The 20,501-nt window shown below is 40.5% G+C and carries 19 protein-coding genes and 1 riboswitch; of the genes, 12 read left to right on the top strand and 7 right to left on the bottom strand.

The genetic code is table 11. The annotated features are described in order from the left end of the window. The first annotated feature begins 34 nt into the window (after positions 1-34). From argH to A7968_RS18090, 4 genes are all read left to right on the top strand, one after another. Positions 35-1,900 carry an argininosuccinate lyase gene (gene argH / locus A7968_RS18105; RefSeq protein ID WP_064667976.1) on the top strand — a complete coding sequence of 622 codons (1,866 nt, stop codon included), beginning with the start codon at positions 35-37 and terminating at the stop codon, positions 1,898-1,900. Positions 1,901-2,170: 270 nt separating this feature from the next. Next, positions 2,171-2,386, top strand: coding sequence for a hypothetical protein (locus tag A7968_RS18100; protein WP_064667975.1), 216 nt, complete (start codon positions 2,171-2,173; stop codon positions 2,384-2,386). Positions 2,387-2,421: 35 nt separating this feature from the next. Beyond that, entirely contained in the window at positions 2,422-2,952 is a 531-nt protein-coding gene (locus A7968_RS18095) for a hypothetical protein (RefSeq protein WP_064667974.1), read from the top strand. Between the two features lie 82 nt (positions 2,953-3,034). After that, complete coding sequence (locus tag A7968_RS18090) at positions 3,035-3,523, top strand: hypothetical protein (RefSeq protein ID WP_157586784.1); 489 nt, start codon at positions 3,035-3,037, stop codon at positions 3,521-3,523. Here the strand turns inward: A7968_RS18090 and A7968_RS18085 are convergent. Both A7968_RS18085 and coaD read right to left on the bottom strand, forming a co-directional pair. Then, positions 3,520-4,914 carry a capsule assembly Wzi family protein gene (locus A7968_RS18085; RefSeq protein WP_064667972.1) on the bottom strand — a complete coding sequence of 465 codons (1,395 nt, stop codon included), beginning with the start codon at positions 4,912-4,914 and terminating at the stop codon, positions 3,520-3,522. The two genes, A7968_RS18090 and A7968_RS18085, sit on opposite strands and share 4 nt — an antisense overlap. Further along, positions 4,911-5,393 (bottom strand): pantetheine-phosphate adenylyltransferase, encoded by a 483-nt coding sequence (gene coaD / locus A7968_RS18080; RefSeq protein ID WP_064667971.1) that lies wholly within the window; start codon positions 5,391-5,393, stop codon positions 4,911-4,913. The genes A7968_RS18085 and coaD overlap by 4 nt, the downstream gene beginning before the upstream one ends. 251 nt (positions 5,394-5,644) lie before the next feature. Here coaD and A7968_RS18075 point away from each other — a divergent pair, with 251 nt between their 5' ends. Next, complete coding sequence (locus A7968_RS18075) at positions 5,645-6,298, top strand: TetR/AcrR family transcriptional regulator (protein ID WP_064667970.1); 654 nt, start codon at positions 5,645-5,647, stop codon at positions 6,296-6,298. Between the two features lie 102 nt (positions 6,299-6,400). Then, positions 6,401-7,858 (top strand): tRNA uracil 4-sulfurtransferase ThiI, encoded by a 1,458-nt coding sequence (gene thiI / locus A7968_RS18070; RefSeq protein ID WP_064667969.1) that lies wholly within the window; start codon positions 6,401-6,403, stop codon positions 7,856-7,858. 29 nt (positions 7,859-7,887) lie between these two features. On the opposite strand, the gene A7968_RS18065 is transcribed toward thiI, so the two are convergent. Then, the gene (locus tag A7968_RS18065) at positions 7,888-8,787 is read right to left on the bottom strand and encodes a ketopantoate reductase family protein (RefSeq protein ID WP_064667968.1); all 900 of its coding nucleotides are present in this window, start codon (positions 8,785-8,787) and stop codon (positions 7,888-7,890) included. Next, on the bottom strand, positions 8,780-9,133 hold the full coding sequence (locus A7968_RS18060; RefSeq protein ID WP_064667967.1) for a VanZ family protein: 354 nt from the start codon (positions 9,131-9,133) through the stop codon (positions 8,780-8,782). The genes A7968_RS18065 and A7968_RS18060 overlap by 8 nt, the downstream gene beginning before the upstream one ends. A gap of 161 nt (positions 9,134-9,294) precedes the next feature. Between A7968_RS18060 and A7968_RS18055 the strand changes: the two genes are divergently transcribed. Both A7968_RS18055 and A7968_RS18050 read left to right on the top strand, forming a co-directional pair. After that, complete coding sequence (locus tag A7968_RS18055; RefSeq protein WP_064667966.1) at positions 9,295-9,777, top strand: YajQ family cyclic di-GMP-binding protein; 483 nt, start codon at positions 9,295-9,297, stop codon at positions 9,775-9,777. 188 nt (positions 9,778-9,965) lie between these two features. Further along, positions 9,966-10,133: riboswitch (cobalamin riboswitch) on the top strand. Positions 10,134-10,167: 34 nt separating this feature from the next. Next, on the top strand, positions 10,168-12,003 hold the full coding sequence (locus A7968_RS18050) for a TonB-dependent receptor domain-containing protein (RefSeq protein ID WP_064667965.1): 1,836 nt from the start codon (positions 10,168-10,170) through the stop codon (positions 12,001-12,003). Between the two features lie 79 nt (positions 12,004-12,082). Here the strand turns inward: A7968_RS18050 and msrA are convergent, their stop codons facing one another. From msrA to A7968_RS18035, 3 genes are all read right to left on the bottom strand, one after another. Further along, a complete protein-coding gene (gene msrA, locus A7968_RS18045) occupies positions 12,083-12,619 on the bottom strand; it encodes a peptide-methionine (S)-S-oxide reductase MsrA (RefSeq protein WP_064667964.1) in 537 nt (178 codons plus the stop codon). Positions 12,620-12,755: 136 nt separating this feature from the next. After that, positions 12,756-15,854 carry an efflux RND transporter permease subunit gene (locus A7968_RS18040; protein WP_064667963.1) on the bottom strand — a complete coding sequence of 1,033 codons (3,099 nt, stop codon included), beginning with the start codon at positions 15,852-15,854 and terminating at the stop codon, positions 12,756-12,758. A 3-nt stretch (positions 15,855-15,857) separates the two neighbouring features. Next, the gene (locus A7968_RS18035) at positions 15,858-16,910 is read right to left on the bottom strand and encodes an efflux RND transporter periplasmic adaptor subunit (protein ID WP_064667962.1); all 1,053 of its coding nucleotides are present in this window, start codon (positions 16,908-16,910) and stop codon (positions 15,858-15,860) included. 245 nt (positions 16,911-17,155) lie between these two features. Between A7968_RS18035 and A7968_RS18030 the strand changes: the two genes are divergently transcribed. The 4 genes from A7968_RS18030 (at position 17,156) to A7968_RS18015 (ending at position 20,501) form a co-directional block, all read left to right on the top strand. Continuing rightward, positions 17,156-17,884: a DUF2982 domain-containing protein gene (locus tag A7968_RS18030; RefSeq protein ID WP_064667961.1), complete on the top strand. Its 729-nt coding sequence runs from the start codon at positions 17,156-17,158 to the stop codon at positions 17,882-17,884. A gap of 16 nt (positions 17,885-17,900) precedes the next feature. Next, the gene (locus tag A7968_RS18025) at positions 17,901-18,233 is read left to right on the top strand and encodes a hypothetical protein (RefSeq protein WP_064667960.1); all 333 of its coding nucleotides are present in this window, start codon (positions 17,901-17,903) and stop codon (positions 18,231-18,233) included. A 94-nt stretch (positions 18,234-18,327) separates the two neighbouring features. Further along, positions 18,328-20,001, top strand: coding sequence for an Lcl C-terminal domain-containing protein (locus A7968_RS18020; RefSeq protein WP_064667959.1), 1,674 nt, complete (start codon positions 18,328-18,330; stop codon positions 19,999-20,001). After that, positions 19,998-20,501, top strand: coding sequence for an Lcl C-terminal domain-containing protein (locus tag A7968_RS18015; RefSeq protein WP_064667958.1), 504 nt, complete (start codon positions 19,998-20,000; stop codon positions 20,499-20,501). The genes A7968_RS18020 and A7968_RS18015 overlap by 4 nt, the downstream gene beginning before the upstream one ends.

Genomic DNA, 20,501 nt, shown 5'->3' with positions numbered 1-20,501 from the left:
AAAACGGGGCAATTTCAGGGTTTGGAGAGATTTCATGGCATTATGGGGCGGACGTTTTTCTACGGGTCCAGATGAGGCGTTTAAACAATTTAACGACTCACTTCCCTTCGATTATCAACTAGCGGAGCAGGATATTGTCGGCTCTGTTGCATGGGCTGGTGCCTTAAAGCAAGTTGATGTACTAAGTAGTAGCGAGCATCAATCGCTAGTAGCTGCACTATACGAACTACTCGACGAAGTAAAAGCGGATCCGCAAGCGGTGGCAACATCGGGTGCTGAAGATATTCACTCACATGTTGAAGCTGCTTTAATCGAAAAAGTAGGTGATTTAGCTAAAAAGTTACACACCGGACGTAGCCGTAACGACCAAGTTGCCACTGATTTTCGTTTATGGTGTCGTGATACCGCAGATCACTTACTTGCAGCGCTTGGTCAGTTAAAAGGTGAGTTTATTGCGTTGGCTGAACGTGAGCTGGGTACTATTTTACCTGGTTATACCCATTTACAACGCGCACAACCACTCTTGTTTAGTCACTGGTGTATGGCGTATGTTGAAATGCTCGAACGTGATGAAAGCCGTTTAAGTGACGCTAAAGCTCGAATGAACTTTTGTCCATTAGGCAGTGGGGCACTTGCCGGTACTGCGTACCCAATTGATCGGCAAGCACTTGCCACTGGGTTAGGTTTTACCGCTGCGACTAAAAATAGTTTAGATGCTGTATCAGACCGTGACTTTGTGGTTGAACTATTGAGCTGTGCGTCAATCTCTATGATCCATTTATCGCGTATGTCAGAAGATCTGATCTTCTACAACTCGGGCGAGGCGGGTTTTATTGAGTTGGCTGATAATGTCACTTCTGGTTCGTCACTTATGCCACAAAAGAAAAACCCAGATGCATTAGAGCTTATCCGTGGTAAAACTGGCCGTGTCTTTGGGGCATTTAGTGCCATGATGATGACGTTAAAAGCTTTGCCGCTTGCCTATAACAAAGATATGCAAGAAGACAAAGAAGGCTTGTTTGATGCGATGCCAACCTGGCTTGCCTGTATTCATATGGCGCAAGCGTGTATTAAAGGTATAAAAGTAAATGGTGAACGAACGCTGGCTGCTGCAAAAGGTGGCCATTCAAATGCGACTGAGTTAGCTGATTATTTAGTAGCCAAAGGCATCCCGTTTAGAGAGGGTCATCATATTGTTGGTGTACTGGTGCAAATGGCTATCGCACAAGGGAATAACTTAGAAGATTTAAGTTTAGAACAATTCCAATCTGTGCATAGTATTTTTGAGCAGGATGTATATGCTGTATTAGAAATAGACGCATGTATTAAAGCGCGCCAAGCACTTGGTGGCACATCTTTAGAGCAAGTAAGCATTGCTGTTAAAGATGCTAAAAAAAAACAGCAAATAACGGTTCGTGACGCTAATCTTGATGATGTTGAGTCAATTGCAAAGCTGATCCAGCATTGGGCGACTGTAGGCGAAAATCTGCCGCGTGCTAAAAGTGACATGGTGCACTCAATTAATGAGTTTGCGGTAACGGAAGTTGCAGGCAAAGTCTCAGGCTGTGCGTCACTGTATATTTATGATACTGGTCTTGCTGAAATTCGCTCACTCGGTATAGATCCCGAAACCGGTATTACCGGACAAGGTCGCCAGTTAGTTGAGCACTTATTAGTTAAAGCCAAAAAATTGGCACTGAATCGCATCATTGTTTTGACGCGAGTACCTGATTTCTTTGAGAAACAAGGTTTCACATTCTGTACTAAAGACAGCTTACCGGAAAAGGTAATGAAAGATTGTGAACTGTGTTTGCGCAGAGACAATTGTGACGAAGTCGCAATGGAATTTATTTTGAAGCTAAGTAGAAATACGGAGATCCCGTGTAAAAACGTGGCCTAGAAATCCCTGGATGTAAAAGACGTACGGTTACCCCTGTGCGTTTTTTTATGTCTAAATACATCTGGTATGATCTGTTGTTCTACCTGCTTATTATCAAGATCAAAAAAAGATCGTTTTTTTTAAATGTTGGATCGGTAATTGCTACCTATAAAGTGTACGATGGCTCAGTGTGAGTTCATCTTAAAAGCGCCAATAAATAATCAGAGCGCTAAAGCAACGATAGCTTGTTTAACAAGTTATTAATTCAACATTTTTGAAAGGATCAATCTAATGCAAATTACTGCTAACAACCAACTGCAAATGCAAGCATACAACTCTATGCAACAAACAAAGCCAGCACTTGAACAAAGCGCTAGTAATAAAACCCTACAATCTGATACAGTGTCTATATCCAATGAAGCTTTACTAGCGGCAAAAGGTGAAGCTGAAATTCAGCGTGGCGGTGGTGGTTTATCTACAGATCCAGATCGTCGTCGTCCGACTTGATTAGTTGCTAAGGCTTAGCGAAAACGAGATGGTGTATGTATTTTGATTTAACGTCTTTAGGGATCCACTTTGATACAATAATCATTTGGGGATTCTTAATGGCTTGCTTATATAATTTATTTTTAAAGTTTGCTGTTGAGGACAGAAGTAGTTCACCACTCGTTATCTCTCTTATAATGCTTGCTTCGTATGGTCTTAGCTATGAATTTGTGGACCTAAATGCTGGTATGTATGTCTATCTTATATGGGTTAAATATGACATTATAACAATTATAGCCCTTCTAGCTTCACATAAACTGCTAAAGCTTCGCTATACTTCTACTCTTCTATATATACTGACTGGTTTAACTATTAACACCTTGATTTTTATTGGAATTCATGTAGATATTGTGATGTTCGAAAATAAAGATTATTGGTGGTTTTGGAGTTTTTATTCAATCGGCATCACAGTTGTTGATTTTTTTATGGTTGTAACACTTATCTTTGGAAAAGATTGGTTACAGGTAGGCAAACTATTTTCTAAATGGACAGAGAAAAAACCGAAGACTAATTTTAAAAATTGCTAAAGCAATTTTTAAAACTAAATTAATGATGTTGTTTCAAGAGTATTTCGGTATCTATTTAGCTTCGCTAATCATGTGGGGCTTTATGATGGCGTTTCTATACAACGTTGTTAAAAAATCTTCTACCCCAGGAAGCAATGCTACCGTTATGTGGATGTCTTTGGCTATTTTCTTATCTTACCTTGTATCTGACCCTTTACTCAATTTATCACTTGGGGTTGATATGATGTATAGCTATAAGAGCTACTTAATTTGGGCTCTGTGTGATTTATTTATCTTAGTTGTGATTTTGCTAATAGCTAAAAACCAATCTTTTCACAATTGCCCTGCTAAGCTATACCTAAGCATAGGCTTAACAGTCAATATGCTGTTATTTATTGCTATGCATATAGATATCAACTTTATTTACCGTTTTGAACCTTGGTGGTTTTGGTCTTTTTATTCTGTCACGGTTAACGTGATGGATGTGATGATGATTATTGCACTACTGTGCAATAAGGATTTTCTTGGCTTGGTACGTGGTTATAATCGATTGCGAGGCTTACTAAAACCAGAAGCCTCGCCAAACGCTTAAAACCGATATTCCCAACTGGTTTTTAATGCGCTGTTGGTATCAGACTCATCACTAAATTCGTCTTTATACACTGAGCCGCTGATCTTCCATAAACCACTAAAAATTGCTTGCTGATAACCAAGCTCTAATTGTAAACGTTCGAAAGTCTCGGGTGTTTGAGTTAGGTCTAGCATTTCGCTTTGCGACCAGCGTAATTTGGCATAACCGGCGTAACCGTTCATAGTATGATAATGAGCACCTAATACGGCTGATTTACTTTGCAGCGGCGTTGCAGAGCCAATTAAGCGATCTTTATGATTATAGGCTTGGGCATAGTTAGTAAAGCTCTCATTAGCCTCATCACAGCTAAGTTGCGCTGTACAATCTTGTTGGGTATTTGAATATTCAAAATAGGTTTTTAATAACTGTTTTTGATCACCAAAAAAACTTTCTACACCCACTGTATAAAAAGGATCACTGGGCGCAATACCACTGTCATTTTTACCCATTAGCTCAGTATAAAAAGCAATCGGTTGATTGGCGATGCTGGTTGAGTACTTAGCATCTAAACTGGTTAAGCGTTGCTTAGTTGTTCTCAGTTCAAGCGAATTGGGGTCTATTTCTGTGCTGGTGAAATAGTCCGAGCCCGCTGAGCTAAATGCAATCTCAAGCCCCGCAAGTGGAGTGCTGGCAAAGCGCACTGCCCAATAATTACCTTTTTCACTGCTATTTAAATGTGGTTTTTGTTTTGCGTAAATGCCGGTTAATTGCCAGTTACCAATAAATGATAGCCAGCTTGGCCCCACGTATTGTGTGTTAGCACGGTTGACTCGTAGACCTTTCATTGGCGATGCATTATTCGAAAGCAGTAATGCATTATCGTTGCTTGGCCCCCACCAATGGCTTACTTGCTCGGCACTGACAGACCAATTCCCCATTAATACCGCTAAATAGCTGCCATGATAATTTGTATATTCATCATCCAGTGCTTCGTCTGCGTAATTAACACTTACTTTGGCGCTAACTCGATTACCTGTGATTGCGCCATAGCTATTTATGCCGCTTTTTTGCTGATCGCGTTTGCCAAAGCTTTGCTGCAGCTCAGGTGCGCCATTGTAATTAATTCTAATACCGGAGCTGGTGCTTTGTTTTGCATTTGCTAATGCATGCTTTACATGTTGATAAGCAAACTGACTTTGTGCAGGTAATGAACTGGCTTCAATTGCATTTAAATCTCTGGCAATACCTTGCCACATCAAGGGATAGCTATTAACAGGCTGTTTAATTACGCCTTGGTTAAACAACATTTCAATTGATGATCGCAGTAGTGGATCATCGCTTTCAATCCAAGGGCTTGCAAACGCAGGTGCTGCGACCACAACTAAAGCACTTAAATAGACATTTAACTTCATCCGTGTAATTTTTCCTGTAATGCTTTTACTACAATAGGGTGCACAAACTCACTGACATCGCCTTTATGACGAGCAACTTCTTTCACTAATGTTGAAGAAATAAATGAATTTTTTTCAGCTGGTGTTAAAAACACACTTTCTAAATCAGGGTTTAGGCGACGATTCATGTTAGCTAGCTGAAACTCATAATCAAAATCAGACACCGCTCTAATTCCGCGGATCAACACATTTGCATTATGATCTCGCGCTAAATCAGCCAGTAAGCCTGAAAAGCCAATCACACTAACGTTATCTATGTGAGTGAGTAAACTATTGGCAAGTGCTACGCGTTCATCTAAGCTGAAGCACGGCTTTTTACTAGGATTGTGAGCGATTGCAACAATCACAGTATCGAACATTTTTGCTGCCCGCTGGATCAAATCTGTGTGGCCATTAGTTAATGGATCAAAGGTACCTGGGTAAATTGCGGTGACTTTCATAAAATATCGGCTTAGTGTTATTTTGGCTGCTATATTAGCAGTCTTTGTTGCCCAGATCAGCCTGCAAATTGCGACTGTAGAGCTTCATTTGTAAATGAGTTTATTTCATTAAGAAACAATAGCTACGAATTATGGGTTAGAAATTTTCAAGTTAGTATTTTATTGGTTTAGATTTGTATATACTGCGCGACTACGAATACTGAGTGAATTCTGAGCATTTACTTAAATAAAAACAACTAGAGCAGCAGGATATGAGTACCAAGGATAAAATAATTAAAACTAGCATCATGTTATTTAATCAACATGGTGAGCGTGCAATAACGACTAACCATATCGCTTCTCATATGGGGATCAGCCCCGGTAACCTTTATTATCACTTTAAAAATAAAGAAGACATCATTCGGCATATTTTCGCATTATACAGCCAGCATTTACACACACAATTTGTGCCAATGGCTAAGCATGATGAAGCATTCACGCACTTAACAGGATATCTTGATGCTTTGTTTGAATTGATGTGGCGGTTTCATTTTTTCTATGACAATTTGGGGGATATTTTATCTCGCGATGAAGTATTGAAAAAAGACTACATTGAATTTCAAGCCGCTTTACTAAGCCAAGTGCGCGAACTGGTAATTGGTCTGCGCGAAGGTGGCATGATCACCATCGACGATGAAGATGCCATTGAACTTGCTCATATGTTAAAAATCACCGTCAGTTTTTGGACTCCTTATATTAAAGCCAGACGTTTAAGCGGCGAACTCATGCAGCAAGATATTTATAACGGTATTTTAAAAGTATTAGCGCTTTTTAAAGCTTTTGCTACAGAGCAAAGTATTCCGCAAATTAACTTGTTACGCGAGAAATATAGTGCGCTCGCTGCACAAGCTGAACCAGCCAGCTAAGCATAGAGCTTTTGTTTATTTCCTAGACGTTAGATTTTTTGCTATAATCGCGCGCCCAACACGTGGGTGCGTGAATCCTAAATATTGTCTAACGAGTAAACTATGCTTAAATTTATCGTCAAACTCCATCCTGAAATAGCCATTAAAAGCCGCTCTGTGCGTAAACGTTTTACTAAGTTGTTAGAAAACAACATTAAAATTGTATTACGTAAGCTTGACGAAAAAGTACAAGTACAAAATAACTGGGATAATATATCGGTTGTGACTAAATCAGATGACGCGCAAATGCGCCTTGATTTTATCGATGGCTTACAACGCATCCCTGGTATTGTGCAGTTTATTGAAGTAACCGAAACCAGTTACGAAAACCTTCATGACATTTACGAAAAAGCGTTAGATATGATTGGCCATACTGTTGTCGGCAAAACATTCTGTGTTCGTTGTAAACGCCAAGGTAACCATGATTTTACCTCGACAGATGTGGAGCGCTATGTAGGTGGTGGTTTAAATCAGCACGTAGATGGTGCCAGCGTCAGGTTGAAAAACCCTGAAGTAACTATTCGTCTCGAAATTAAAGATGATAAAGCGTATATCGTAACGCATGCTCATCATGGCATGGCGGGTTTCCCATTACCAACCCAAGAAGATGTGTTGTCGTTAATGTCAGGCGGGTTTGACTCTGGCGTTGCCAGCTATCAAATGATCCGTAAAGGCGCTCGTACCCACTTTTTATTCTTTAACCTAGGTGGTGCGGCGCATGAAATCGGCGTTAAACAAGCCAGTTACTATATCTGGAAACAGTTTAGCTCAACGCATAAGGTTAAATTTATCAGCGTTGACTTTGAACCGGTTGTTGCTGAGATCTTAGAAAATGTTGAAAACAGTCAAATGGGCGTGATCTTAAAGCGCATGATGATGCGCGCAGGCAGCCAGATTGCTGAAAAAATGGGGATACAAGCCTTAGTGACCGGTGAAAGCCTTGGTCAAGTTTCAAGCCAAACTTTAGCAAACTTAAGTGTGATTGACCGTGTTACTGAAACGCTTATTTTACGCCCATTGATCCAGCACGATAAACAAGAAATTATTAATATCGCTCGTAAAATTGGTACTGCTGAAATGGCAGAAACCATGCCTGAGTACTGTGGTGTGATCTCTAAAAAGCCAACGGTAAAAGCTAAAATTGCTGTTGTAGAAGCTGAAGAGCAAAAATTTGATTTTGATGTGCTCAATACTGTGGTTGAAAATGCCCGTATTATGGATGTGCGTGATATCGATGTTGAAGCAAAACAGGAGCTTAAAGAGGCTGAGTCAGTGTCTGATTTACCGGCAGGGGCTGTTGTTGTTGATATTCGTTCACCGGAAGAAGAAGACACCAACCCACTGGAAATCGACGGGATTGAGGTTGTGCACTTACCGTTCTTCCGCCTAGCGACTAAATTTGGTGATTTGCCACAAGACAAAGATTATTACTTATACTGTGCCAAAGGTGTAATGAGTCAACTGCAAGCGCTTATTTTACATGACAGCGGCTTTGCTAACGTGAAAGTTTATCGCCCATAAGGCTGGTAGTCGTTCAAAAAAGCGCGATTTTAATCGCGCTTTTTTGTGTCTAAAATTGCAGTTAATAAAGCACCGTTATACGGCGTATCAATATTGAGTTTTTGTCCTTGCTGACAAATATAGCCACAAATCGCCATCACTTCTGTTTCGCGTTGATGATGAAAATCTTGATGCATGGAAGAGTAATTAGCTTGGGTGTGAGCCATCACTTGATAGGCGCTATTAAGGGCTTGTGCTAAATCTACGTTAATGCCAAGTGCTTTGGCAATGTTGCATGCCTCAGCTAATAAATTCATGATTTGTCTACTAAACTTAGGCGCACGTAATTCACCATTTTTTACATTATTTAGGGCACTGAGTGGGTTAATAGCAATGTTAACTAATAGTTTTTCAAAGCGTAACTGCTGTATGTTGTTAGTCGTTGTTAATGCCGGTATGTTAGCTAATAGATGTTTAACGTCAGGCAGTTTTACTTTGGCTGAAGAGTTGCAATCACCTAAAACACTGTCACCCATACCAGTATGTAATACACTAAAAGGCGTATTTTTATAACCCGCCAAGCGAGTTGTTAAAAAGTACAGCCCTTGCTTTTGCGTCAGCTCGGCATTGAGTTCATCAACATTTCCCATGCCATTGTGAGATAAAATCACTTGGCACTGAGTGCTTAAAAATGGCTTTAGCTGACTAAATGCACTGGCGACTTGGTGTGCTTTGACAGCAAAAATAACGGTGTCGATTTGGGTGCTTGCGGTTAATTGTACAAGGTTTATCACTTGGCAATTAATCGCTTGTTTGATGTGTTGTTGCTGGTAAAAACGAGGCTTACACTGCGTTTGCTTACTGATGAGTGTTACTGAGTGCTGCTGAGCTAAATAGTAGCTGTAGAGCAGCCCAATCGCACCATCGCCAACAATAAATATATTAGCCATTTTGATTCTTTTTAAAGTGTGAATATAGGCCATATAACAAGAAGAAGCAGGCAGCACCGCTAAAGTCAGCAACCACATCTGCAATGGATGCGCTACGATAAGGAATTGTACTTTGCATAAGCTCGATGGCAATACCATAAAACGCCAATAATGTTAGATGTATATAAACGGGCAGCTTAAACGCTCTGACCATAACAGCCGCTAAAACAAAGAAAATAGCAAAATGTACTAATTTATCTAAATGGGGCAGTGACGACACCCCAACGCCCCTAAAATCACGGGCAAACAAAAAGGTAAACACCAGCATACTGATTAAAAATAGAGTTTGATAAACACGCCGAGTCACGAAAAATCCTAAATTGCTTAAAAATAGAGCCGCAGTATATCAAACTAATTTCGTATCGCACCTGAACAAAGCACAGAAAAGTGTAAAGATTTATAAAATTTATATAGTATAATTATCGACAATATAAATTTGAATTAAAAATATCTTGCTAGGAGAGACTTATGCCTTCATTTGACATTGTTTCGGAAGTCGAAATGAACGAAGCAAAAAATGCTGTAGATAATGCTAACCGTGAATTAGAAACCCGTTTTGATTTTAGAGGTGTTGATGCATCGATTGAACTTAACGATAAAACAATTAAATTAAAAGCGGAAGCTGACTCACAAGTTATGCAGTTGTTTGATATTTTAGCGAGCAAAATATCAAAACGCGGTATGGACGTAGCAAGTTTAGAGCTGCAAGACATTTCTCGAGCAGGTAAAAATGTATTTCGTAATGTTGCATTAAAGCAAGGTATCGAAAAAGACATGGCTAAAAAAGTCGTTAAAGCCATTAAAGACTCTAAAGTAAAAGTACAAGCCGCTATTCAAGGTGAAGAAGTTCGTGTTACAGGCAAAAAACGTGATGACCTACAAGAAGCCATGCAAGTTGTACGTAGTGCTGATTTAGGGCAGCCATTTCAATTTAAAAACTTTAGAGATTAGAAAGCTAGGAGCTAGGTTTTTAGGTGCTAGAAAAAGCCAAATTGCAGCAATGCAGTTTGGCTTTTTTAGTTTAGAACTTATTCCTAGAACCTAGAACCTAGAACCTAGAACCTAGAACCTTTAGATGTATAGCCGTCCATTGACATTTATCCCTAAAATAATCACAATAACCACCTATTTTCAAGGTGCTTGTGGTTACTTTTCAAGGTTGTTGATTAAGTACAGCAAGATAATCGGGAAGTTGGTGGCGTTTATAGGATATAAACGAAGTCCAACACTGCCCCCGCAACGGTGATACATAATATACGCAAGTATCTATGTTAAGTCCGGAGACCGGCCTTGAAGTCAATTTACTATCACTTGTGCGGTGGGCGCGGGTCAGGGGAAGTCATGTTAAATAAATCTACTCTAGGCGTAGCAATCGCTGCTGCGTTATCTTTTTCTGTGTCTGCAGAGCAATCAATTGAACATATTACTGTAACCGCGAATAAATTCGAGCAATCAATTACTGACGTTCTTGCCAGTGTTGCTGTTATTGAGCGTAGTGATATCGAAACAAGTAATGTCCGTGATTTACCAAGTTTGTTAGCAACACAAGTAGGTTTTCAAATAAATTCAAATGGTGGATTTGGGCAAAACTCTGGCGTATCGCTTCGTGGTTCAAGTTCGCGTCATACCTTGATTTTAGTAGACGGTATTCGTACCGGATCAGCAACCCTTGGTTATACATCAATTAGTAATATTCCTCTTAATTCAATAGAGCGCATTGAGATAGTTAAAGGCTCGCGTGCAGCTGTATATGGTTCTGATGCTCTTGCCGGTGTGATTAATATCATTACTCGTAAAGAGCAGCTATTAACGCTAAATGCAACATTTGGGACAGACGCTTATCAAAATTATCAAGTCGCTGGTACAGCGGTAGTTGATGCCGTTACAGCATCGTTTAATGCTGGATTTGAAAAAACCGATGGTTTTGACGTATTGCAAGGTGTAGCGCCGGATGAAGATGGTTATGAAAACAAAAACATTGGCTTTAACATTCAATATGCCGATGAATTGTTGGGGGAATTAACTGCGAAAGGGCAATACAGCGAAGGTTATGCTCAATACGACAGTGCGTTTTCGCCTGTTGAAAGTACCGTAGAAAATAATGAATTTGAAAACTATCAATTAGCTTTTGGGTGGGAAAAATCGCTCACAGATCAGCAACACTCTGTCGATATAGCGTTATCAAGGGATGGTTCAGATAATGCGCGCGTAGATTATACTGGCGGTACCGTTGTGGATGTATTCGACACTAAGCGTTCTCAGATTGATTACAATGCTCTTTATATAGTTAATGCAGAATTCGATATTAATGGTGGTTTAAACTGGTATAAAGATGATATCTCAGGAACGTCAGGTGATTATGCTGAAAATAGTCGTGAGGTGTATGCAGGGTACATTGGTGGTTATTATGATAACGAGCAACTTTTAGCTAATCTAGCAGTTCGTTATGATGATGATCAATATTTTGGCGATGAGACAACTTATACAGCTGCTGTTGGCTATCACTTGCATGAAAATGCAACATTTAGACTAAGTCAAAGTACAGGATTTAAAGCGCCAACATTTAATGATTTATATTATTCAGTGTCAGGTAATCCAGATTTAGTTCCTGAAACATCAGTAAACCAAGAGATCGGTCTGAGTCTTGATTTTTCACAAGTAAGTGTTGATATATCTATTTTTAGAAATGATATTGAGAACTTAATTGCTTGGGCACCTAATGCCGCCGGTGATTGGCAACCAGCTAATATCAACAAAGCACGACATGAAGGTGTTGAGTTTAGCTTTGCTAATGAAATATTAGGCTTTGATAATCAGTTTAATTTTACCTACTTAAATGCAGAAAATACTGAAACGGGTGTAGCACAAACGTATGTTTCACCACGTACAGTAAATTGGTCTGTTGCGAAACAGTGGGGCGATTTTGATGCAGGTTTTGATATGCAGTACCGTAGCGATCGTCAAGGTAAAGTAACAGAGCTAAGCTCTTATACGTTATGGAACTTAACTGCCAATTACCAATTAAACCAAGCTCTTTCGTTTTCTTTACGCGTAGAAAACTTATTTGATAAGCAGTACAACGCAGTTGACTCAAGTATGGATTATGCAACTGGTGAAGTGTTTTACTACAATACAGCTGACCGCCGTTTCTTTGTTGGCGCCAGCTACCAGTTCTAATTTCGTGCAAGCTTAAATAAAAAAGCCCGACACCGTTGTGCCGGGCTTTTTTGTATCAAGATGATAATACCTATTTTACTTAATTTACTAAAAATTGTTTATAGTCTTTCGCAAACTTTTGCAGCTTAGGTGCAATCAATAAACTGCAATAGCGCTGCTCAGGGTTTTCGTTGTAATAGTCTTGGTGGTATTGCTCAGCAGGGTAGTATGTAGTTGCTGGGCTTACTTCAGTGACGATATCTTCGCGTATTTGGCTTTGTAATTTAGCAATGTAGTTGTTTGTTTGCGCTTGTTGCTCACTATCATGATAATAAACTACACTGCGGTACTGGGTGCCCACATCATTGCCTTGGCGATTGAGTTGCGTGGCATCGTGCAACGTAAAAAACATTGCCAATAAGGTTTCAAAGCTTATCTGGTTGCTATCAAACTCAATATTAACGACTTCAGCATGGCCTGTCAGCCCTGTGCAAATTTGTTTATAGGTTGGATTCGCTGTTTCGCCACCAGTGTAGCCAGAGCTTACTTGTAATACGCCTTTTACACGTCGAAATGCGGCATCGATACACCAAAAACAGCCGCCACCAAAGGTTGCAGTTTCAATTGCTATGCTCATATATGTACTCCTAAGAACGTTAAATTACGCAGATGTTCTAGCCTAGCAGAAGAACGGCAAAGACGGTGTTTTATTTCATGAGTTAGAGTGAGGATAGAGTGGAAGCGTTGCTGCAAGGTGCAGCAACGCGCTTTGTTTAGAGTTCTTTAAGTGGCTTTTCAGCTTCTTGCTGGTTAAGTTTCTGTTGTAAAAACTCGGGTGATTGCGTGTTTCTAGCCAGCGCATAATAGGCCGCAGGCACTACAAATAGCGTCAGTATGGTTGCGACAATAACGCCGGTAAACACCACCACACCAATTACCATACGGCTTTCGGCACCAGGGCCAGATGCCAACACTAACGGCACGGCACTCATTACCGTGGTTAATGAGGTCATAATAATAGGGCGTAGTCGCATGGTTGCTGCTTGTAATATTGCTTCACTAAATTCAATGCCTTGGTCGCGCAGCTGGTTGGTAAACTCAACAATTAAGATACCATTTTTAGCGCTGAGGCCGATTAACATTACAATCCCGATCTGGCTGTAAATATTTAAAGTAAGCCCCGTAGACCATAAACCAAACATGGCACCCATTAACCCAAGTGGTACTGTAAGCATAATAACAAACGGGTGCACAAAGCTTTCAAATTGTGCTGCTAACACCAAGAAGGTAACGGTAAGCGCTAGAATAAATACGTAGGTCATTGCTGAAGCACCTTCGTAGAATAATTGTGATTCACCTTTATAATCAACCGCACCATCAATATCATTTTCTTCAGCAGCGATTTGATTCAAAAAGTTAAGCGCTTCTTCGAGTGTATAACCATCTGCAAGGTTTGCGCTAAGTGTGATTGCGCGCATACGGTTATACCTATTCAAACGAGATGCCGTAGCTTCTTCTTTCAGGCTGATCAAGCTATCTAGTGGGACTAATTCACCACTGCGTGATTTTAAATAGATATTTGAAATATCAGTTGGATCTTTAAAGTCTGCCTTGGTGCCTTTTAAAATCACATCGTATTCTTCACCGCGATCAATAAAAGTAGTAACACGGCGTTGGCCAAGCATAGTTTCAAGAGTACGACCCACATCAGACACCGACACGCCTAAATCCGCTGCTTTATTTTTATCGATACTGATCAAAAATTGCGGGAAAGTTTCTTTGTAATCGTGATCGATTCGTACTAAGCCTGGATTTTCCTCGGCACGTTTAATAATGCGGTCGCGCCAATCGGCAAGTTGGTCGTAATCGTTACCTTGTAATACAAATTCTATCGGTCGAGACGAGCCGCCGCCACCGATGCCGCTACGCATAATGGCAAACGTTCGCACATCGGTCACTTCAGCCATTTTGCCACTGATTTCATCCATTACTTGCCACGTTGAGCGTTTACGGTCACTCCAATCTGCCATGCCAACAATGGCAACACCACCCGAACCACCCCAACCTGGCACACGCACTAATACGCGGCTCAGTTCGCCAGATTCAGAATATGGCATTAAGCGCTCTTCAATTTTTGCCATATTCTCAGCGTTATTTTCATAGCTGGCACCTTCAGGGCCACTCATCATTAAGAAAAAGGTTCCTCGGTCTTCTTTAGGTGTTAACTCTGACGGGATTTGTTGGAACAATGCATAACTAACAAAACCAGCGAGCAATAAGGTTATTGCTAAGCCTCCTGAGCGGGTCATATTTGAAGTTAACGCATTCTTATAACTTTGTTCAATTTTGTCAAAAATGCGGTCCATCCATTGGCTAAACTTGCCTTCTTTTGACGAGGGCTTAAGGATTAATGAACACAGCGCAGGAGAGAGTGTTAATGCGGTAATACTCGAGAAAAACACTGCGGCACTTACCGCCATGGCAAATTCAGTAAATAAAGCGCCTATACGGCCATCCATAAATACTAAAGGCACGAATACTGAGATCAATACAAGCGTCGTGGCAACAATCGCAAAACCAACTTCGCGGGCACCGCGATAAGCTGCCAGTAATGCCGGTTCGCCTAATTCAATACGACGGTGAATGTTTTCTAGCATTACAATGGCATCGTCTACCACTAAACCTATTGCTAGTACCAATGCTAGTAGAGTTAATAAGTTGATTGAATAACCCATTGCCAGCAAGAACATAAAGCTACCAACTAAAGCAACCGGAACAGTCACTGCGGGGATCAAGGTAGCGCGAATATTGCCTAAAAATAAGAAAATAATTAACACTACTAAAGCCATTGAGATGGCGAGCGTGCTGTATACCTCGTTTATCGACTCTTTAATAAAGATTGATGAGTCATAGCTGTCTTGAATGGTTGTGCCTTCTGGTAAGTTACGTTTGATTTTTTCAAGTTCAGCGCGGGCGTTATCAACTACGGTTAAGGTATTTGCTTTAGCTTGCTTAACAATGCCAAGGCCCACCATATTACGGCCGTTACCACGGAATAAGCTTTCATCATCTGCAGCTTCTAAATGAACGTCAGCCACTTCACCAAGACGAACTAAGTAGCCATCATCACCACGTTTGATGACTAAATTTTGAAAATCACGTTGTTCTTTATAGCTACGCGCAGTGCGCACGGTAAAGTCGCGGTCGATAGATTCTATTTCACCAGCCGGTAATTCAACATTTTCAGTGCGTAAGGTGTTTTCTATGTCACTACTGGTGATACCGCGCGCTGCCATAGCTTGGCGGTTGAGCCAAATTTTCATGGCATATTTACGCTCGCCGCCCACACGTACATTCGATACGCCATCAACAACGGCTAAGCGGTCGACAATAAAGCGCTGCGCATAATCAGAAAGCTGTAAGGAGTCCATAGTGTCACTGTTGAGTAAGAACCAAGCGATTGGACTTTCATCACTGTTAGATTTTGACACTTCAGGCGGGCGTACTTGCTCAGGTAAACTGTCAAGAGCACGTGCCACACGCTCACGTACATCGTTTGATGCAGCATCAATATCACGGCTTATATTAAATTCGATGGTGATATTAGAGCGACCATTACGACTTGATGAGTTAATACTTTTAATGCCTTCAATACCGGAGATGCGGTTTTCCAGCACTTGAGTGATTTTAGTTTCAATAATTTCGGCTGACGCGCCGGTATATTCAGTGCTAACACTGACAATGGGTGATTCAATATCTGGATATTCGCGCAGTGGCAGCATTGAAAAAGCGACTAAACCAAAGGTCAGTAGCAATAAATTAATTACAATCGCAAAAACAGGGCGTTTAACACTCGTATCAGTAATTTTCACGATCTACCCCTTCACAGACACTTTGCTACCAGAACGAATCTTAATGATTCCTTCAGTAACAATTAGTTGACCATTACTAATGCCTTCATCAATGGCAACCCAGCCGTTGTGACGGCCTGCAACATGAACTTCTACTTTGGTGGCTATACCGTCTTCAATTTGAAAAACATAATGTTTATCTTGTTGTGGAATAACCGCTTTTTCTGGCACCATCATGGCTTGATTAGAGCTCAGTTGTAGGGCGGTATTAAGCAACATGCCAGGGCGTAATAAACCACTTTTATTGGCAAAACTTGCGGTTACTTCAACACTGCGGGTAATTGCATCGATGCGAGCGCTAACGTGGGTGACTTTACCGGTAAATGTTTTTTCTGGGTAAGCGTCATTTTGAGTCATGACCTTCATACCTACGTTTAATTGCGCGAGGTATTTTTCAGGAACTTTAAAATCTACCTTGATGATGCTGATATCATCTAAGCTGGTAATTATAGTGCTGTTATTTACATAGGCACCAATTGAAATCTGGCGCTTCCCTAAAATACCTGAGAATGGCGCAGTAATGGTCATTTCTGAGAGTTTTGTTTTGGCATTTTCTAACTGCGCTTCGGTGGCATCAACGCGAGAAAGTTGTTCTTCCAATAATGATTTTGCGGTGGCCTGTGAGCGAGAAAGCTCAGTTAAACGCTCAAGTTGACGCTTTTCTTCGCGCAAGTTGATTGCCAGCTCTTTTACTGTCAGTTCTTCTTGCAATGATTGTAATTGTACTAGCTTTTGACCTTTGCTAACTAAGTCACCGTCTTTGAAATAAATGTCAGTTACGTAGTCATTTTGTGCGCTTTTGATATAAATCGCTTGATTCGCACGCGCGCTGCCGATAGCCTCAATTAGCACAGCATTTTCTTCACTTGCTACAGTGTGCGCTGTAACTTGGGTTGCACTTGCCGTAAAGTCGGATTGTTCACCTTGGCTACTTGGTAAGTAAAGGTAAACACATAGCCCAAGAAGTAAAGTAATGATAAATGGAAATAGCGCTTTGCCAGATTGCTTTGAATACATTTTTAAAATACCGGAAAATTAATTGCCTCTAGTGTACAAAATAACAGCGTGGAATAGCTGTCGCGTATCTCATAAATCTGTCGGTTAGGCGTAAAAGTTAAAGTATTTATCAATTTGTTCCTGTTTTGTAATTATAAATGAGGGAGTTATGAAGTTAACGAGCAAATGTTCACATTGTTTGAAAATACGTAAATTGATTATTTGGGCTATAGTTATGTACGCTTTTTATATAGTTTTTTATCGCTATGGTTAAACGTAAGCTGGCTGTGTTGAAATTTCGTGCGCAAGGCGCGCGCAATGGCATAGAAGTTCTTATCGTTGGTGCAATAGGGCTTATATTTATTATGCTGTTTAATTTATTGCGCCCCGGTGAAATTAGTATTTTAGAAATCTTTTTGGTAAGTTTGTGCTTAGCGGCAATTTTTGTTGGTTTTCTAAAAACTCAAGAGCCATTTTATAGTTTAGTTATTACAGAACATGAGCTTACTTATCAGCACAAATATGGTTATTGGTCTGTTAAGCAAGAAAACTTCCATCACAGTGGGATCCCTACAGTAGAACAACAGCTTGAAAAGCTTGAGTTAAATGCGGTAGGTATTAAACTAAATAATACAGATGAATTTTTATCACAATTAGCGCCAAGAATTGCTGGTAAATTGTTGATTGAGCAACGACATTTATTTATGCAAGTGATTCAAAAACATTGCAAAAATGGTAATTGCCCATCAGAATGGTTGGTTGAAGACAATCATTACACCTCAGTGCATGGGCGCAGCTTCAATGGCTTGATTGCTATGTTTGCCAATAGGATGCGACATTTACAGCAATTAACCGGGTACGATTTGTTGTTACCTGCAAGTGTATTAGATAGTAGTATTTGGGACTTTAGCCGTAATTTAAATGCTTGGCACAGTAACCCAAAGGTATTTATAGAATCTCAATTAGAGAGAAAGGCGCTTGATAATAAGCGTTAGTTAGTAGGATGAAGCGATGAGTCAAGATAGATCTTTTATTAAAAGTGGCAGAAATACCATTATCCACAAAGATAAAAAACTCGATTTAGTGATCGTGAACTCTGAAATACACCCAAAAATCAAAGTAACTCAGCATGGTTTAGAGCCATTTAAAGAAGAGCTGCCAAAAAACCGCCGTGAAGCTAAAGAACGTTATTTAGAAGTTGTTTATGTTAGCAGTGTTGATGTGTTTGGCGAAGAAAAGCGTTTACTGTTTATTCAGGCTCTGGATGGTCGTGAATACAAGATAGATTACAGTAAAATAGGGACTAAGTTATTTGTCCGCATTCACCAAGATAGTTATTTATAATATTGTTCTCTCAAATGGCACTGTAATTGCTTCATAAACTTATTGGCATAACCTTTAGTGTTATGTAATTTCGATTTTAATGAGGAAGCAGTGGATGAAATCTCGCTTGATAATTGCCCCACTTTTAACTTTATTAGCCGCATGTGGTGGCGGTGGAGGGGGAAATGATAACCCGGTTGTGGCCGCCTCCGTATTTGCAGGCAATGATCAGCAAATTATTGAAAAAAGTGAGTTTACCATTGAAGCCAAAGGCTCTCCTGCCGATGGCACTTTTACTTGGCAGCGAGTCAGTGGCCCCATAATTGACGGCTTCCCGCTTGATGGTGCACTACAAACCGTAACCGCCCCAAACATTAAAGCCGACAGCGAATTATTACTGCGTATTAGCTATCAAACTACTGATGGTCAATTAGTCAGTGATGATTTACTAATTAAAATAGAATCAAATAATCAGCTTCCGCAAGTTATTATTACTCAAACCGCACCAGCAACCTTACCTTCTGATTATAAAGATATAATTACCCTTAGCGCAGCAGGCTCAATAGATCCTGATGAAAACGGCCAAATTAACAGTTACAACTGGCAACAAATTGCAGGCCCAACCCTTGCTGTAGACAGTAGCAGCAATGCGACAATTAGTTTTGTGCATCCGCTGCTCGATACTAATACTTTAATTACGTGGTTAGTAACAGTAGTGGATGATGAAGGGGGAGAGTCAAGCTCCGAGTATTCACATACCTTAAATAAAACCAGTGAAGTCATTATTGCCAATGCGGGTACCGATCAGAATGTTATTGAGCTGGAAACAGTGACCTTAGATGCCACCGCTTCAGAAACTGTAACAGAAACATTTAAGTGTTTTTGGCAGCAAACTGCAGGCACAGCGGTGCTTGATAACCAACAGCAATGTATTACTTCTTTCACAGCACCGGCAACCGAAGCGGTCAACACGCATACTTTTGAAGTAACCGTGACCGACAGCAAAGGGCGTACTGATAAAGACAGTGTGGATGTCGTGGTTAACTCTAAAGCGCTGGGTCTTATCAATGATACTGGGATGAGTAAATGCTATAACAATACCCAAGAAATAGCCTGTACAAGTCCAGACTTTCCACGTCAAGATGCCTTTGTCGGTCGCGATAGTGGCGTTGGTTCACATATCGAGAAAGTGGGTGCCGGTGAGCAGGCATTTGATTTTACAAAACTAAATCAGTTTGCCGATGAATTATTAGATAGCGCTGCTAATTTTAGTTGTATTCGCGATAACGTGACCGGTTTGATTTGGGAAGTAAAAAGCCCGAATACTGGCACTCTACCTAACACGCAACTTCGTGAAGGACAAAATCACTATACGTGGTATTTAACCAATGAAGATGGTGTGCAAACGGGTAGTAGCCTTGGCACGCCAAATAGCACTTGCCCAAGTGATAGTAGCTGTAATTTGCAAGAGTATGTTGATGCGGTTAATGCCCTTGATTACTGCGGCGGTACTAACTGGCGAGTACCTAGTTACACAGAGTTATTAACGTTACTTAATTATGGCAAGCATGGGCAATCTATATTGCTCGACGAAAACTATTTTCCTAATACACCTAATAGTAGCTTACTCGCGGATGGACTCATTTATTGGACCTCGCAAACTGCCGTCGATGGTACGAGTTTATCGCAAGCGTATATTTTTGATATGAGCGACGGGAACGATTTGGCTTATCCAAAAAGTAATACCGCGTTTGTGCGTTTAGTCCGAACTGCAGGAGCAACACAATGAAATCATTATTAATTGGCTTATTGTTAGTGTGTCCCACAGTAATGGCTGTGTGCTATGACGGTGTAACACAAACAACCCCTACTGCGCGTTTTACTGTAAATTCGGACGGAACTGTGAGCGACAGTGTCACAGGTCTTATGTGGCAAACCTGTAGTTACGGGCAACGCTATGATCTAACAACCAATAGCTGTTTAAACAGTATAGTTAAAGTTAATTGGCAAGAAGCATTAAGAGCGGCGGTAAATGACCGCACGGCTTCTTATAAGGATTGGCAAGTGCCTAATAATAAAGAGCTTGCTAGCATTTTAGAGCACAGTTGTGTAACTCCCAGTATTAATGAAGCAGTATTTTTTGGCAATAAAAGCGAAAATTATTGGACCAGTACATCAGGTATTGCTGATAAAACCGCAGCTTGGGTATACACCTTTGATAGAGGCTTAAACAGCTTGCATGCGAAAACCTCGTTTGTGTATTTACGCCTTGTACGCTATGAAAAGTAA

It is taken from the genome of Pseudoalteromonas prydzensis, from assembly GCF_001661495.1.
GTDB lineage: Bacteria > Pseudomonadota > Gammaproteobacteria > Enterobacterales > Alteromonadaceae > Pseudoalteromonas > Pseudoalteromonas prydzensis.
This window is presented reverse-complemented; position numbering and strand designations above follow the sequence as displayed.

Coding starts and splice junctions, on each gene's coding strand:
- A7968_RS18100 (WP_064667975.1), top strand. CDS start 2,171: ATGCAAATTACTGCTAACAACCAACTGCAAATGCAAGCATACAACTCT.
- A7968_RS18025 (WP_064667960.1), top strand. CDS start 17,901: ATGAGTCAAGATAGATCTTTTATTAAAAGTGGCAGAAATACCATTATC.
- argH (WP_064667976.1), top strand. CDS start 35: ATGGCATTATGGGGCGGACGTTTTTCTACGGGTCCAGATGAGGCGTTT.
- A7968_RS18035 (WP_064667962.1), bottom strand. CDS start 16,910: ATGTATTCAAAGCAATCTGGCAAAGCGCTATTTCCATTTATCATTACT.
- thiI (WP_064667969.1), top strand. CDS start 6,401: ATGCTTAAATTTATCGTCAAACTCCATCCTGAAATAGCCATTAAAAGC.
- A7968_RS18085 (WP_064667972.1), bottom strand. CDS start 4,914: ATGAAGTTAAATGTCTATTTAAGTGCTTTAGTTGTGGTCGCAGCACCT.
- A7968_RS18020 (WP_064667959.1), top strand. CDS start 18,328: ATGAAATCTCGCTTGATAATTGCCCCACTTTTAACTTTATTAGCCGCA.
- A7968_RS18065 (WP_064667968.1), bottom strand. CDS start 8,787: ATGGCTAATATATTTATTGTTGGCGATGGTGCGATTGGGCTGCTCTAC.
- A7968_RS18055 (WP_064667966.1), top strand. CDS start 9,295: ATGCCTTCATTTGACATTGTTTCGGAAGTCGAAATGAACGAAGCAAAA.
- A7968_RS18090 (WP_157586784.1), top strand. CDS start 3,035: ATGATGGCGTTTCTATACAACGTTGTTAAAAAATCTTCTACCCCAGGA.
- A7968_RS18095 (WP_064667974.1), top strand. CDS start 2,422: ATGTATTTTGATTTAACGTCTTTAGGGATCCACTTTGATACAATAATC.
- A7968_RS18030 (WP_064667961.1), top strand. CDS start 17,156: ATGGTTAAACGTAAGCTGGCTGTGTTGAAATTTCGTGCGCAAGGCGCG.
- msrA (WP_064667964.1), bottom strand. CDS start 12,619: ATGAGCATAGCAATTGAAACTGCAACCTTTGGTGGCGGCTGTTTTTGG.
- coaD (WP_064667971.1), bottom strand. CDS start 5,393: ATGAAAGTCACCGCAATTTACCCAGGTACCTTTGATCCATTAACTAAT.
- A7968_RS18050 (WP_064667965.1), top strand. CDS start 10,168: ATGTTAAATAAATCTACTCTAGGCGTAGCAATCGCTGCTGCGTTATCT.
- A7968_RS18075 (WP_064667970.1), top strand. CDS start 5,645: ATGAGTACCAAGGATAAAATAATTAAAACTAGCATCATGTTATTTAAT.
- A7968_RS18015 (WP_064667958.1), top strand. CDS start 19,998: ATGAAATCATTATTAATTGGCTTATTGTTAGTGTGTCCCACAGTAATG.